The sequence below is a fragment of the Kitasatospora sp. NPDC001603 genome, assembly GCF_040298365.1.
In the GTDB taxonomy this organism is placed as follows: Bacteria; Actinomycetota; Actinomycetes; order Streptomycetales; family Streptomycetaceae; genus Kitasatospora.
This window is the reverse complement of the sequence record NZ_JBEPAA010000025.1, coordinates 60,186-73,953: the sequence shown is the minus strand read 5'-3', so window position 1 is coordinate 73,953 and position 13,768 is coordinate 60,186. Positions and strand designations below refer to the sequence as shown.

Genomic DNA, 13,768 nt, shown 5'->3' with positions numbered 1-13,768 from the left:
CCGGGCCTACCAGCGCAGGAGGACGAGTTCGGAGCAGAAGCCCGGTCCCATGGCGAGGAGCAGACCGGGGCCGCCGGGGGGTGGTGGCGGGTCGTGGGCGAGGGTGTCGCGCAGGATGTGCAGGACGGAGGCGGAGGACAGGTTGCCGGCCTCGGCCAGTGAACGCCGCGTCAGTTCCAGCGCGCGGGCGTCGAGCCCGAGGCTCTCCTGCAAGGCGTCCAGGACCTTGGGTCCGCCCGGGTGGGCGACCCAACCGGTGACGTCCGGCGGCTTCAGGTCGTGTTCGGCGAGGAAGGACCGGACGTCCTCGCCGACGTGCAGGCGCACCAGTTCGGGCAGTTCGGCGCCGAGGACGATGGTGAAGCCGCTGTCTCCGATGTCCCAGCCCAGCGCGCGCTCGGTGCCCGGGTACAGGCGGCTGCGGGTCGCCGCCACCCGCGGCCCCGCGAAGTCCCCGGACCGCGGGTGGTGGCGTCCGACGGCCACCAGGGCGGCAGCGCCGTCGCCGAACAGGGCACCGGCCACCATGTTCGGCACGGAGGTGTCGGCGCGCTGCAAGGTGAGCGAGCACAGCTCGACCGAGAGCAGGACCGCGACGTGCCCGGGATGGCCCTGGAGGTAGTCGTGCAACCGGGCCAGGCCCGCGGCGCCGCCCACGCAGCCCAGCCCGAAGATCGGCACCCGCTTCACGTCCGGCCGCAGGCCCACCCGCCCGGCCAGCCGGGCCTCCAGCGAGGGCGCGGCGATACCCGTCACCGAGGTGGAGACCACCAGGTCCACCTCCTCGGGCGCCAGACCGGCCGCCGCCAGGGCACCGCTCAGGGCTTCCTCCGCCAGCCGCAGCCCCACGTCGATGAACAGGTCGTTGGCCCGCCCGAAGCCGCCCAACTCGCGGTAACGCTCCAGCGGCAGAGCCAGGTGGCGGGTGCCGACCGCGGCGGTGGCGTGCAGCCGTTGAAGGACGCCGCGCTGGGCGTCGGACGCCGCGCACATCGCCGTCAGGGCCTCGGTGATCTCGCCCTGCTCGTACCGGTGCGGCGCGAGCACGCCGTGGACAGCCGCGATTGTGGTCACCGGCTCACCCTAGACGTGATCTGATACTTCATCATGAAATGACCGCCAGTCGGCGATTTGCCCGATCTAGCATGAGGACGTGCACACCACCGGAGTCCGGCCCGAGGCAACCCCGACCGTTCAACCGCAGTCCAGGAGGGGCGCAGCGGCCCGGGGGCTGCTGGCCGCCTCCCACGCCGCCCCCGCGCTGGCCGTCACCGCCGTCGTCACCGCTCTCGCCGTGGCCTGGGGGCGGGGCACCGGGGGAAGCGCGCTGGTGGCCTCGGCGGTCCTGACCGGGCAGCTGTCGGTGGGCTGGTGCAACGACCGGATCGATCTTCACCGCGATCTCGCCACCGGCCGCACCGACAAGCCGCTGGTGGCCGGCGTCGTTCGCCCGCGGAGCGTGGCCGCCGCCGCCGGGGGCGCACTCGCGCTGTGCGTCCCGCTCTCGCTGGCGAGCGGACTGGCGGCGGGCGCCGCCCACCTCGTCGGGGTCGCGGCGGCCTGGTCCTACAACCTGGGCGTCAAGCGCACGGCGCTGTCGTGGCTGCCCTACGCCGGGGCCTTCGCGCTGCTGCCCGCCTTCGTCACCCTCGCGCTGCCCGGCCACCCGTGGCCCCCGGCGTGGGTGACGGCGGCCGGCGCCCTGCTCGGCACGGGCGCTCACCTCACCAACGCGCTTCCCGACATCCCCGGCGACCTGGCCACCGGTGTGCGTGGTCTGCCCCACCGCCTCGGCCCGCACCTCACCCGCGCCCTGGCCGCGACCCTGCTGCTGGCCGGGGCGGCCGCCCTCGTCCTGGGACCGCCCGGGCCCCTCACCACCACCGACCGGGCCTGCCTCGCCGCCACCGGCACGCTCGCACTCACGGTCGCCCTCCCCACCCGCGACCCGCGCAGCCGCCTGCCCTTCCTCGCCAGCCTCGCGCTGGCCGCCCTGGACATCGCCCTGCTCCTGCTGCGCGGCACCCCTCTCACCTGACCGCGGCACGCGCGGCCTCGTCACACCGCACCGCCTCGCTCACCGGCCGATCCTCCGGGGGTACCGCGGCGCCGGGGCGGTGACCGGTGCGCGGGCCGGGAAGGACGGATCGGGCCATTCGGGCCGTGTCGGGGCCTGGGCCGTCGCGCAGGTCGCCACAGGTGGCCGGGAGCGGGACGGGCGAGCGGGCCGGGTACGCGAGTTGCCGCCGCCCACGGCCGCCTTCACGACGAGCGCAGGACACCGGCGCGGGTGGACCCGCTCTCCGCGATCGGCCGAGGAGGCGCTGTGGCCAGGTCACCAGGGACTCCGTGCCCGGGCGGACGGTCCGCAGTAGTCGTCTGCCGTCGTCGCCATCGATCTCACGGACCCGCGCGCGTTCGGCGGCGTGATCATTCTGACGGCCCCGTGCCGCTCAGCGGCTCCCAGGAGTTACCGGGTTCGGGCCACCTGAGCAGGGCCTACGGGGGCTGGATGGTGCGGCCCGGCGCATCGTCGGCGGTGATCGGCACTCATTTCACAGCGCTTGGCTCGCACGGCGGAGATGCTGAGTATGGCGCTGGGTGAGCCGACGTCGGGCGATGGCCGCTTGCGGCAGACAGCTCCTGCCGCGCGCGGGCCGCAACCCGGCGATGACGAAGATCACGGCGAGAAGCAAAGGCGCTGACAGAAGGACGAGGACGGGCATCATCGGACTCCTCACACAAGTGGTCGAGCACGTATCGGGTCTGTGCACGAGAGACAGCCACGGTCGCCGTGCGCTCGTACGGCGGCGGCAGGGTTCAGGCCTGCACTGTCCGCGCTCGATGGCGGCCAGGACGGCCCACTGCATCGGCTGATCCGGCAGCGACGCGGAGAGTGGCACAAGGAGCCGGCCTGGCCGGCGTCGAGCCCGGAAGGGGTGGCGCGATCAGCCGAGTCATGACAGTCATAGCCGCCTCCGCGCGCTGGTCCGGTGTGGTGTGGAGATCACTTGCCCGCTGAGAGGGCGCCCAATCCCGGTCGTGAGACGCGGCGTTCGGTGCGCCGTGGCCGGCTCCCGCAGCAGACGCACCCCGCGCACGCACACCCGGGCCGGGCGCGACTCGGCACGACGAGGCCGGTGGGCCGCTCCCACAGACGTCCGCTCGCTCCGCGCGGCCGTACGAAGGGCGGGGCAGTAGGCGACCTTCGCACCACTGCGGCCGGACGCGCGGGGCGCGTTCGGGGCCGGTCGGAACGAATCCGACCGGCCCCGGAAGATCCACCACCCCAGCGGCGTTCGCCACCCGGCAGGTGCGCGGGGTCAGCCCGTCGGCAGCGCCTGGAACAGGCCGCGGCCCGCACGCTGTGCCCGGCCGGCCTTGACGAGCCGTTCCAGGGTCGTGCGGACGTTGTCGTCCGTGCTGCCGGGGCTGAGGGTCGCGGAGACCTCGCCCGCCCGCACCGGCTTGCCGGCCGCGGCGAGGGCGTTCAGGACATCGTCGGCGATCCCGCGGGATCGCTTCGGCGCCGTCGGGGCTGCCGGAGCCGGCGAGGCCGACTTCTTCGCCGGGGTCTTCTTCGCGATCCGTGCCTTGGGCTTGCTCTCGGCCGGGCCGGCGCCGGCTTCGGCGGCCGCAGGGGTGGTCCCGCGGGGCTTGCGTGCGGCTCGCTTGGCGGGCGCTGCCTGGGTGGCGGGCGCCCGGCGTCGGGTTGCCTTCTTCGGTTCCGGTTCGTCGGCTGCGGGGAGCGGCCCCGCGGCGGCCCCGGCCGGCTCCGGCTCCGCTGCCGCCGGAGCGTCTTCGGCGGACACGGGTGGGGGAGTGGCAGGCTCGGCTGTCGTGCCGACGGAGGGCCGCAGGGCCGCGTCGGCTGCGAGCAGGCCGTCGAGGGCGACCCGCAGCGAGGTGACGTACGCGGCGACTCGCTCCAACTCGCTTTCGAGCGCGGCTTTCTGCTCCTCGAGCTGGGAGAGCTGGCCTTCGACGAGCGTGATGGCGGCTGCGACGCCGGAGTTCGTTTCGACGGAAGGTGCCAAGGGGTGACCTCACTCACATGTGGGAACGGCGACCGCCGTACGGATGATCGCCTTCATGACGCGCCTGCCCGCTCTGCACCCGGGCAACCCTGCAGGGAGCCGGGGACAGCAGCGAACCTCACGGGCTGTTCGAACATCCGTCGAAGGTGGCACTCACGTGCCCGATCGGATCCCGAAGGGTCCTCGAAGAGTTCGGCCTTCACGACACCGCGCTCCCCGAACCACCGCGGCTGCGCCATGCCCGGGACCAGCTCACCACCCGGCCCCACCGTCCGGGTGTCCTCCACCCTCCACCTGGACGGTGATCGTGCCCGGCCCGGCTCCCGCCTCGGATAGCGTTCTCCTACACGGGGTGCCCTAACGGATGTGGCGCCCCCTACGGAGGTAGCCAGCGTATGAGTTCCAAGCGCAGCCAGAATCCAGCCCTGCCCACTCTCGACGACGCCTACCGGCTCGCGTCGGTCAAGGACACCGAGGAGTCCGAGCGCGACGTGGCCGCACGGCTGGCCACCACCGAGCTGCGCCGCGTCTCCCACCCCGGCCGGGTCACCTGGGATCCCACCGATCAGGCCGAGCCCGTACCGGCTCCGCCGACGGTGGTCGACGGCGACGGGGACCTGTGGCTGAGGGACCGGGGAACTGGCACCTGGACCATGCCCGAATTCGACCCGAAGACATTCCCGGCCCGCTGTGGCGAGGTCCTGACGTGGAGCGAGCTCTCCTGTGAGTACGGCCCACTGACCGCACTGGCCGACGACCGCCACGTCGGCGGCCGCCGCCGCTGACCGTGCGGCCCTCCGGGTCGACCGCGCCCCGGAAGGACACCGACCCGGCCCCGACCGTGGCCCTTCTCCCCGATCCGGAGCGGATCTGGCCACACCGTCCGGCGGGTTGTCCAGGCGGTGTGCCCGCGCTTCGAGGTGCCGCATGAGCCTGTGGGCAGGCGAACCACCGCCCCGGGACGCCTGACCGGTGATGCCCTGGGAGCAGCCCCGCAGCAGTGGTCGAGGCGGAGCGCACCTGCTGGTGTCTCCGCCCGCGCTTGCGCGGAATACGACACGTCGGGAACACCCCTCTGCCGTCGGCAGAGCGGACAGCGAAGGGCCGCCACCGATTCGGTGGCGGCCCTTCGCCGGTGTGACGGTGAGGGCTTGTTCGGGCGAAGGGAGAGCCCGTGCGGACTCGGCACTCCGGCTGGGCCGGTGGCCGCCGCCGCCGGAGCAGCCGGGGAGCGCCTGGGAGGTGCCGGCTCGGGGCGGGTGCCCGGGCTTCGGGGTCAGCCGCCGACGTGGATGCCGGGTCGACGGGCGGGGTCGGGTTCGTGTTTGCGGATGATCTCCCGGGTGACGGGGGCCGTGTCGCCGCGGCCGAGGAGGAAGTAGCGGAACATGTGCTTGAGGGGGCTGCCTTCGGCCCAGGCGAAGTAGCAGTGCGGTCGGACGCCGGTGGAATCGCGCAGAGCGAGCAGGATCGCGGCGATGGCGTTGGGCGCGGCGGGGGCTTCGGTGCGCAGGACGCGGTAGCCGTCGACCTCCACGCCGTGGACGGTGAGGGTTTCGCTGAAGTCGGAGGGGTCGACGACGTCGATCTCCAGGAACAGCACGTCGGCGGGGCCGGGCACCGGGTTGATGCCGCGCTGCTCGCGCTCCTTGTCCTCGTACTCCGCGCGGTCGCCGGCCTGGCGGCGGTTGGCGATGATGTTGATGGCCTGGTCGTGGGCGAGGGTGTCGGTGACGAACCGGCGGGCCGCCGGGTCGAGGACGATGCGGTCCGCCCGCAGCTCGGTGGTCCGCGAGACGCGGGAGATCAGCGAGACGGTGATGATGCCGAGGATGAACAGGCCGGAGATGGCGATGCCGTCGGGCTTGTCGACGATGTTGGACACCAGGGCGTAGAACAGCACCGCGGTGAGGAGGGCGAAGCCCGCGGTGGCGGCACGGCGGCGCCGGCGCAGGGCGGAGACGGTGACGGCGAACGCGCCGGAGACCATCATGGCGAGGATGCCGGTGGCGTAGGCGCCGGCCTGCGCGTTGACGTCCGCGTCGAAGGCGATCGTGATGAGGATGCACAGCGCCGTGTAGACGAGGACGACCGGGCGTACCGCGCGTCCCCACTCGGGAGCCATCCCGTAGTCGGGCAGGTAACGGGGGACGATGTTGACCAGGCCCGCCATGGCGGAGGCACCGGCGAACCACAGGATCAGGATGGTGCTGACGTCGTAGACGGTGCCGAACGCCTCGCCGACCTTCTCGTGGGCCAGCCACGCCAGCGCGCGTCCGCCGGCCGCGCCGCCGGGCTCGAACTCCTTGTGGGGGATGAGGACCGTGGTGACGAAACTCGCGGCCAGCAGGTAGACGCTCATGACGACCGCGGCGGTGGTCAGCAACTTGCGGGCGTTGCGGATGCGTGCCTCAAGCCGCTCGGCTGCGTTCGCGCCCTCGGCGGCCACCAGGGGCATCATGCTCACGCCCGTCTCGAAACCGGACAGGCCCAGCACCAGCAGCGGAAACGCCAGCAGCGCCGGTTCGGCCAGGCCGCTGAAACCGCCGCCGCCTTCGGCCAGCGCGTCCGTCCACGCCGACCAGGCCCCCGGCGTGGTGAACACGTCCACCAGGCCGACGGTGACGGTCACCGCGTTGAGGACGAGGAAGACCGCGACGAGGGGAATGGCGACGGTGACCGCCTCACTGAACCCGAGCAGGAAGACCCCGCCCAGCAGGAGCAGCAACCCGATGGTGAGGGCGACCTCGTGGCCGTGCAGGGCATCGGACAGGTAGGGGTTCTCCACCAAGTGCACGGAGGCATCCGCCGACGACAGCGTGATGGTGATGATCCACGACGTGGCGACGAAACCGAGCAGCACCAGAACGAACAGTTTGCCCCGCCAGAACGGCAGCAGGTCCTCCAGCATCGCCACCGACCCCGCGCCGTTGGGGCTCTCCCGCGCGACCCGCCGGTACATCGGTAGCATCCCCACCAGCGTCAGCAGCACGATCAGCAACGTCGCCAACGGCGAGACCGCTCCAGCGGCCAGCGCGGCGATGGCCGGCACGTAGGCGAGGCTGGAGAAGTAGTCCACCCCGGTCAGGCACATCACCTTCCACCACGCCTGCGGCTCGGTGTGCCCCTCGGCGGCCGCCGGACCCACCGGCTGCACCCGGTGGCGCAGCAGCCACCGCCCGACGCCTCCGGTCGGCTGCGCCCGCGGAGCAGCGCTCTCCACCACTTCCGGAACGGCCAGATCGGCCGGACCCTCCTTCATTCCCCCATCACCCTTCGATGCTCAGCACACCGCGGCAGTCGCCGTGGCCAGGTGAGTATGCGCTACCCGGCAACCGTCCCGAACGGGGGGGCAGGCCGGGACGCGCCGCACCGGGAGCCTCCTTCCCCGCCGCTGCCGGCCCACCCCCGCGAGAAGCGAGCCTCCTGCCGACCCGCGCCGCCTGGACGGGGCCCCGGGTCGGCCACGGACCGGGCAGCGAGGGCCGCGATGGAGGAAGGGAAGGCCGGCGCCGGCCGCCGGCGGGTCGGCCGGCGACCCCGAGCGGTGGGACACCTCGGCCGCCCAGGCCGGGTGGACGGGGTGGGAGACCCGTCAGGAACGGGTGTGCGGCGGCCCTGACGGGGAAGGCGGGGCGCATCACCGGACGGTCATGCCGTACGCGCACAAGGAGAAGATCATGTCGTTCATCTGGGCCGTTGTCGCGGGTCTCATCATCGGCGTACTGGCCAAGCTGGTCATCCCCGGCCGCCAGCCGATTCCCCTGTGGCTCACCGTCATCCTGGGTGTCGTGGGCGGTCTCATCGGCAACGCGCTCGCCGGCGCCTTCGGTGTCGCGGACACCGGCGGCATCGACTGGATCCGTCACATCTTCCAGATCGCGGCCGCCGCCGTCCTCATCATGGTCGTCACACCCCTGTGGGGCCGCCGACACGCCTGACCGGCGCCCGCCGCTCGTGGTGCCCCGTCGCCTTGTTCGGTCGGCGGGGCACTCGCATGCGCCGGAGCCGGGTGGTCGGTCGGGCAGGCCCCCGACGCCGGTTGGCCGGTGCCGGCGGCTGCCGCTCCGGGACAGCAGCCGGTGGGCGTGACCCGGATCCTGCGGCCGGTGCTCAGGTCACCGCGGTAGTCCTGGCCGGGCGGCTCCCCGCCTCGTGGCAGCACGATGTCAACTCGTCACGGGCTCCAGTCGCAGCCGCCGGATCGGCCAAGGGGGTGGCTCGGCCGCGCCGAACCAGACCCGCACGTCCACCCCGGTGCGAACGGGCAGGAGGGGGAAGTCGTTCTCGGCGTGCTCGGTGCGGTGCAGCGCATGGCGCCGGTCCAGGTGCCGGGCGGCGTACGCGTCGAAGGCCGCCGCGTCCGACGGCCGGCAGAGCGTCGCGACCACCTCGCGGGTGGACGGCTCCGGGGCGAACCCCGGGCCGCGCAGCAGCGAGGACGTCGTCGCTGTCGACCATGGTGGCGTTGGCCGCGTCGCGGTGCTCGCGCCAGATCGTGCCGGTGTAGAACGCCTCCAGCGCGTGCCGGCGGTGCGTCATGTCGGGGAACGCGCGAAACCAGACGAAGCGGTCCGGGTCGTCGAGGTCGCGGAACCGGCCCCCATCGTGATGCCGGCCGCCTGCTGGCCGGTCACGAACTCGCGCTCGAACAGTTCGATCAGCGTCTCCCGGGCGCCGGGACGCAGGGTGTACTGCCGGAGTTCGACGATGCTCATACGCCGGCCGGCCCGGTGCGGGTGAAGTCCATGATCCAGTTGAGCTCGCGGGTGAGCCCGCCGTCGCCGGAGAACTGCTGCTCCCAGCGGGCGGCGTCCGGGCCGAGGCGGTACCAGGTGAAGTGCACCCGGATCGGGCGGCCGTCGTGGGTGTCGTCGCCGTGGAAGTCACCGCGGTCGCCCGTGAACGCGCCGACCACCGGGGGATCCAGCCGGCCCGTCCGGCTGTCGGACCAGTAGATCAACCACAGTTTCGTCCCGTGGTCGAACAGCCGCAGGGTCACGCCCTGGCGGCCGAGGGTGGGGAAGGTGATCTCGTCGATGTTCCCGGCGCCCCCGAACAACGGCTGGATCACCGAGTGGCCCGGGAACTCCTCCCAGGTGCCGGCGCCCGCGCCCGCGCCGCCGAGCGGGGTGGTGAGGCGCCGGTTGGCCACGTGCCAGGAGCCGTGCAAGAAGTCGAAGTCGTTCATGCGCCGCAGGTTAGGGGCACTCCACTGACATCCGCTGTCAGTGGATAATGGGGAGCATGCGTGCGAGCCGGCTGGTCACCCTTCTCCTGCTGCTCCAGAACCGGGGCCGGATGACGGCCCAGCAGCTGGCCGAGGAACTGGAGGTCTCCGTCCGTACCGTCTACCGCGACGTCGAGGCGCTCGGGGCCGCCGGCATACCCCTGTACGGCGACGCCGGGCACGCGGGCGGCTACCGGCTGGTCGAGGGCTACCGAACCCGCCTCACCGGGCTGACCGCGGACGAGGCGCAGGCCGCCTTCCTCGCCGCACTCCCCGGCACCGCCGCCGAGCTCGGCCTCGGCGAGGCACTCACCAGCGCCCAGCTCAAGCTGCGGGCCGCCCTTCCCGCCGAGTTGCGCGAGCACGCCGGGCGGATCCAGGAACGCTTCCTGCTCGACGCCCCGGGCTGGTACGGCGACGCCGACCGCACGCCCCACCTGGCCGCGATCGCCGCCGCGGTGTGGGCCCGGCGGGCGGTGATCCTGCGGTACCGGCGCTGGCGGGCACCGCAGGAGATCGAGCGGCGAGTGCGGCCGTACGGACTCGTGCTCAAGGCCGGCCGCTGGTACCTGGTCGCAAGCGGGCCGGCCGGAATCCGCACCTACCGGGTCGACCAGATCGTTCGGCTCCGCCCCCTGGAGGAGGAGTTCGTCGTCCCGGACGGGTTCGACCTGGCCGTGCACTGGAACACCTACCTCGCCGACTTCCGAGCGCGGCTGCACACCGGGGAGGCTCTGGTTCGGCTCACCCCGGAGGGAGCCCGCCGGCTCGGCGTGACACCAGCAGGTGAGGGATGGACGGAAGCCCGGGTGCCCATCGAGTCCATCGACCACGCCCACGGAGAGTTCCTCCGGCTGGGCACCGACGTCGAGGTCTTGGCACCGGCCGAACTCCGCGACCGCATCGCCGAGACGGTACGGACCCTGGCCACCCGCTACGGGGGATGACTCCGGACGGAGGAATCCCCCGGGGGTACTGCTGTCGGCGGTGTCGTGCGAGCTGCTGGGTGAGGCGTACGAGGAGGGCGGACCGGGCCCGGCCGATCGCTTCGGCCGGGCCCTCCCCCTGTGTGTCAGGCCTTTCTGCGCGCCGTCCTGTAGAGCTCGGCGGTCAAGGCGGCCACCTCCTCCTGCGAGACGCCCTTGCCACCCTTCATCGCCTGCGCCAACTCGACGACGTTGGCGCCTCCCAGCGTGGAGTAGTCGGACCAGGCGCAGACCGGGAACTGGAACTCCGCGGGACCGCCCTTCGGGGCGTCGGCGTTCTTGTCAGGGGTGACTTTCACGTCCTGGCACTTCATGAGCGCGCCCTCGAAACCGTCGGGCTTCACGGCCCTGGGTTCTCCGAGGCGCTCCAGCTTGAGACCACGCGCTTTGCCGTCACCCTTCAAGCCCTTCTTGGTGACGTTGGCGAAATAGTTGTCCAGCGCCGTGGCGGGGTCGGGGATGTCGCCGTAGAGGCCATCGAAGATCAGGCGCTTGCCCCCCACCCTCGCCGGATCGCCGGGGTCAGTGCTTGCCGCGTTGTAGATCCCGGACACCGCCTGCGCGTTGTTCACACCGACGCCGGCCGCCTCCTTCTTCTGCTCGGCGTTCAACTCTCCGGGCGCACTGGCCGGGCCCGATTTCTTATAGGCATCGACCGACTCCGGAGCCACGAGCGTGTAGCCCTTGCTGTCCGCGGTGACGTCACCGTGGCCCGCGCCCGCGCCCGCGCCCCCGCCGTCGTCGCCGACCACGACGTACGCGCCTCCCGCGATCACCGCGAGGGCGACGACCACTCCGGCGATGATCAGGCCCGTCCTCTTCCCCGCGGCCGGCTTCGGCGGCGGGTAGCCACCCGGTGCGCCGCCGTACGGGAACTGCTGTACGAAGGGGTGCGGTTGCTGGGGCGGGCCCCAGCCCTGCTGGCCGAGCGGCTGCGGCCCGGAGGCCGCCGCCGGTCCGAACCCTCCGGGTTGGCCGGGTGGCTGGGGGCCGTAGGGGCCGGGCTGGTGGTGTGGCGGGGGGCCGTAGGGGCCGGGCTGGTCGTCACTCATGTGCACCGTCCCCGGTGGTAGGGGTCCACGGCCGCCGAGCAACCTGCCGAGCGGCGGTTTTCGACCCGGAGGCGGCGCAGAAGCTGTTCCAGGCGCGTGCGGCGTGGGCCGTGCCGGCCGGATTTCCCTTGCCGGACGCCAGTCCCCGGACCTTGGACCAGGGGAGTTCTTGGTGGCCCCCCTTCGCCTTCTGTGCGGATCCGTCGATGGCGAGGCGGAGACCGATATCGGACGTCACGCTGAACTCACCCTCCTTCTTCGATATGTCCACCATGTGGTGCAACCGCTTTTGCGCGATTGCTCACTGGGCCTGCTGCAGAGATCCTGATGTCCGGATGCCCTCCGCCGAGCCGGGACGGAGAGGTGAACGCTGCCGCGAGCCGGACGCCCTGATGGTGGTGGGCCGAACCGCCCGGGCAACAGGCCAAGCCACCGGCCATTGGTGACCGGCGGTCGAACGGCCCCCTGACCGTGCCGTTCCGGCGGCCGCCCGCTCCCGTCCGGCGGGGCCCCTCAGTGAGGTTCCGTTCTCCCGCTCGTGCGGCTGGGTGCTACGCCAAGGGCGCGAGTCCGATCGACGACTGCCCGCACCGCCGGTCGAGCCGTCCGCGCGGGAGGCGGAGCCGAAGACGGCGCAGACCTGGTTGAGGGCGCGCTGACGGGGCAGACGGGGGCGACGAAGGGCGGATCGGTGTCCTGCCCGAGACGCACCTGAGAATTCCTTCCGGTTCGACCTCGGGGGGTTGCCATGGTGTGACTCACCGTGAAGACTATGGCGGGTTCGCCGTGGGGGGCCGATCGGCTCGGGGCGTGCTGGTGCTGTGCAGCCGTTGCACAGAGGAGAAGGGTGAGGGGAATGCGATGTCAGGCTGGTTCGCCGTGCGGGTCGGGGCGTGCGATGACAGCCGACCGCTGAGGCGCGCCGGGCTGCGACGGGCGTCTCGGTCGCCCCGCTTCGCCCGGACGCCGGAACCCCGGTAGGGGGTCGGCCAGATCCCGCCGTCCGGGCCGTTCCCAGCGGCGTGCCCGGGGGGAGCTGTGCCCCGCCGGGCGCCGCGGTGCGGCCCGATGGCGCATGTCCGCTGGGCCCGACCCGGCGTATCCCGTTCCAGACCCTGTGATGCTCGCGAGTCCCGACCCAAGGAGAACTGGTGATTGCTCGTCAGTTAGGCAGCCCGGAATTACTGTTGGAGGAGATATCCAACCGCTGGTCGGACGATCGCGAGGCCGGAGCGGTTCGGTACGAGGAGAGTCAGGGCCTGTGGCAGGTCCTGGACTACGCGACGGTCGCCGCTGTGCTCGCCGATCCGCTGACCTACTCCTCGGATCTCTCCTCCCTCGCCCCCACTCAGGAGGACTTCGAGGTCTTCCGGCAGGGCAACTTCGTTGGCATGGACCCGCCGCACCACCGAAGACTGCGCGCGCTGGTGAGCCAGGCGTTCACCCCGCGGGTCGTCCTGGGGCTGGCGCCGCGGATCGAGGCGCTGTGCGCGCGACTGCTGGACGCCGTCGCGGACCAGGACCGGTTCGACCTGGTCGAGGCGTTGGCGTATCCGCTGCCCATCATCGTCATCGCGGAACTGCTCGGTGTGCCGGCCGACGAGCACCGGCTCTTCCAGGACTGGGCGAGCGTCCTGTTCAGCGGAGACCAGCTCGGCGAAGCACCCGACATGGCGGACCTGTCACGGGCGTTGGAGGCCATCGCCCCCACCGTCCGTGAGATGAACGGGTACATGCTGGAGCACATCCGTGCCCGCCGTGCGCACCCGGGGGACGACCTCACCAGCAGGCTGATCGCCGCCGAGGTGGACGGCGTCCGCCTGGAGGACCAGCAGATGGTCGGGTTCGTCGCCCTGCTGCTGGTCGCCGGGCACGTCACCACGACCGCGCTGCTGGGCAACGCCGTGCTGACCTTCGACCGGCATCCCGGCACGGACGCCGCGCTGCGCGCCGACCCCGGGCTGCTCCCGTCGGCCATCGAGGAGGTGCTGCGCTGGCTGCCCCCGTTCGCCGAGTTGGGTCGCCGCGTGGCCCGGCCCGTGGTGCTCGGCGGTCACGAGCTTCCGGCCGACTCCATGCTGATCGCCCATCTCGGTGCCGCCAACCGCGACCCGGCCCGCTTCCACGCCCCCGACGTCTTCGATGTGACCCGCCACCCCAATCCTCACCTGACCTTCGGCCACGGCATCCACTTCTGTTTCGGTGCGCCGCTGGCCCGGTTGGAGGCGGTGATCGCTCTGCGCCTGCTGCAGGAACGATTCCGCTCCGTGGCGGTCCCCTCCTACGAGGACATCGTGTACCAGAACCCGGCCGTGATCCTCGGCGTGCGGCACCTGCCCGTCGAGGTCGTCAGGCCGTAGGCCGGACCCGCCCGCACCCCCGCCCGTACCCCGGTCGGCCCGCGCTCACCCGCGGCCGACTGTTCGGACCTGCACATGAGAGCCATCAACGGGAGTCCCTTCT

The 13,768-nt window shown here is 72.4% G+C and carries 12 protein-coding genes; 5 read left to right on the top strand and 7 right to left on the bottom strand.

Going from position 1 to position 13,768, the window contains the following annotated elements:
- Positions 1-6: 6 nt before the first annotated feature.
- On the bottom strand, positions 7-1,074 hold the full coding sequence (locus tag ABT263_RS17880) for a type III polyketide synthase (protein ID WP_352291335.1): 1,068 nt from the start codon (positions 1,072-1,074) through the stop codon (positions 7-9).
- Positions 1,075-1,153: 79 nt separating this feature from the next.
- Between ABT263_RS17880 and ABT263_RS17875 the strand changes: the two genes are divergently transcribed.
- Positions 1,154-2,038 (top strand): UbiA family prenyltransferase, encoded by an 885-nt coding sequence (locus ABT263_RS17875; RefSeq protein WP_352291334.1) that lies wholly within the window; start codon positions 1,154-1,156, stop codon positions 2,036-2,038.
- A gap of 1,285 nt (positions 2,039-3,323) precedes the next feature.
- Here ABT263_RS17875 and ABT263_RS17870 read toward each other — a convergent pair.
- Positions 3,324-4,037 carry a hypothetical protein gene (locus ABT263_RS17870; protein WP_352291333.1) on the bottom strand — a complete coding sequence of 238 codons (714 nt, stop codon included), beginning with the start codon at positions 4,035-4,037 and terminating at the stop codon, positions 3,324-3,326.
- A 395-nt stretch (positions 4,038-4,432) separates the two neighbouring features.
- Between ABT263_RS17870 and ABT263_RS17865 the strand changes: the two genes are divergently transcribed.
- Complete coding sequence (locus ABT263_RS17865) at positions 4,433-4,822, top strand: hypothetical protein (RefSeq protein ID WP_352291332.1); 390 nt, start codon at positions 4,433-4,435, stop codon at positions 4,820-4,822.
- A gap of 491 nt (positions 4,823-5,313) precedes the next feature.
- Here ABT263_RS17865 and ABT263_RS17860 read toward each other — a convergent pair whose 3' ends face one another.
- Positions 5,314-7,299 (bottom strand): APC family permease, encoded by a 1,986-nt coding sequence (locus tag ABT263_RS17860; protein ID WP_352291331.1) that lies wholly within the window; start codon positions 7,297-7,299, stop codon positions 5,314-5,316.
- Between the two features lie 418 nt (positions 7,300-7,717).
- Here ABT263_RS17860 and ABT263_RS17855 point away from each other — a divergent pair, with 418 nt between their 5' ends.
- Entirely contained in the window at positions 7,718-7,978 is a 261-nt protein-coding gene (locus ABT263_RS17855) for a GlsB/YeaQ/YmgE family stress response membrane protein (RefSeq protein WP_329491812.1), read from the top strand.
- Positions 7,979-8,206: 228 nt separating this feature from the next.
- Here the strand turns inward: ABT263_RS17855 and ABT263_RS17850 are convergent, their stop codons facing one another.
- The 3 genes from ABT263_RS17850 to ABT263_RS17840 form a co-directional block, all read right to left on the bottom strand.
- Entirely contained in the window at positions 8,207-8,428 is a 222-nt protein-coding gene (locus ABT263_RS17850; RefSeq protein ID WP_352291330.1) for a hypothetical protein, read from the bottom strand.
- Positions 8,429-8,575: 147 nt separating this feature from the next.
- Complete coding sequence (locus ABT263_RS17845) at positions 8,576-8,755, bottom strand: hypothetical protein (protein WP_352291329.1); 180 nt, start codon at positions 8,753-8,755, stop codon at positions 8,576-8,578.
- Complete coding sequence (locus ABT263_RS17840) at positions 8,752-9,228, bottom strand: hypothetical protein (RefSeq protein WP_352291328.1); 477 nt, start codon at positions 9,226-9,228, stop codon at positions 8,752-8,754. Before ABT263_RS17840 ends, ABT263_RS17845 begins: the two co-directional genes overlap by 4 nt.
- Before the next feature lie 56 nt (positions 9,229-9,284).
- On the opposite strand from ABT263_RS17840, the gene ABT263_RS17835 reads away from it, so the two are divergent.
- Complete coding sequence (locus tag ABT263_RS17835; protein ID WP_352291327.1) at positions 9,285-10,214, top strand: helix-turn-helix transcriptional regulator; 930 nt, start codon at positions 9,285-9,287, stop codon at positions 10,212-10,214.
- A 125-nt stretch (positions 10,215-10,339) separates the two neighbouring features.
- On the opposite strand, the gene ABT263_RS17830 is transcribed toward ABT263_RS17835, so the two are convergent.
- Positions 10,340-11,305, bottom strand: a complete 966-nt coding sequence (locus tag ABT263_RS17830) for a hypothetical protein (RefSeq protein WP_352291326.1) — start codon at positions 11,303-11,305, stop codon at positions 10,340-10,342.
- A 1,151-nt stretch (positions 11,306-12,456) separates the two neighbouring features.
- Here ABT263_RS17830 and ABT263_RS17825 point away from each other — a divergent pair.
- Positions 12,457-13,665 (top strand): cytochrome P450, encoded by a 1,209-nt coding sequence (locus ABT263_RS17825; RefSeq protein ID WP_352291325.1) that lies wholly within the window; start codon positions 12,457-12,459, stop codon positions 13,663-13,665.
- Positions 13,666-13,768 lie beyond the last annotated feature (103 nt).

Excerpts from the sequence above, each read along its gene's own strand:
- ABT263_RS17835 (WP_352291327.1), top strand. The coding sequence starts at position 9,285 with ATGCGTGCGAGCCGGCTGGTCACCCTTCTCCTGCTGCTCCAGAACCGG.
- ABT263_RS17840 (WP_352291328.1), bottom strand. The coding sequence starts at position 9,228 with ATGAACGACTTCGACTTCTTGCACGGCTCCTGGCACGTGGCCAACCGG.
- ABT263_RS17860 (WP_352291331.1), bottom strand. The coding sequence starts at position 7,299 with ATGAAGGAGGGTCCGGCCGATCTGGCCGTTCCGGAAGTGGTGGAGAGC.
- ABT263_RS17830 (WP_352291326.1), bottom strand. The coding sequence starts at position 11,305 with ATGAGTGACGACCAGCCCGGCCCCTACGGCCCCCCGCCACACCACCAG.
- ABT263_RS17845 (WP_352291329.1), bottom strand. The coding sequence starts at position 8,755 with ATGAGCATCGTCGAACTCCGGCAGTACACCCTGCGTCCCGGCGCCCGG.
- ABT263_RS17865 (WP_352291332.1), top strand. The coding sequence starts at position 4,433 with ATGAGTTCCAAGCGCAGCCAGAATCCAGCCCTGCCCACTCTCGACGAC.
- ABT263_RS17855 (WP_329491812.1), top strand. The coding sequence starts at position 7,718 with ATGTCGTTCATCTGGGCCGTTGTCGCGGGTCTCATCATCGGCGTACTG.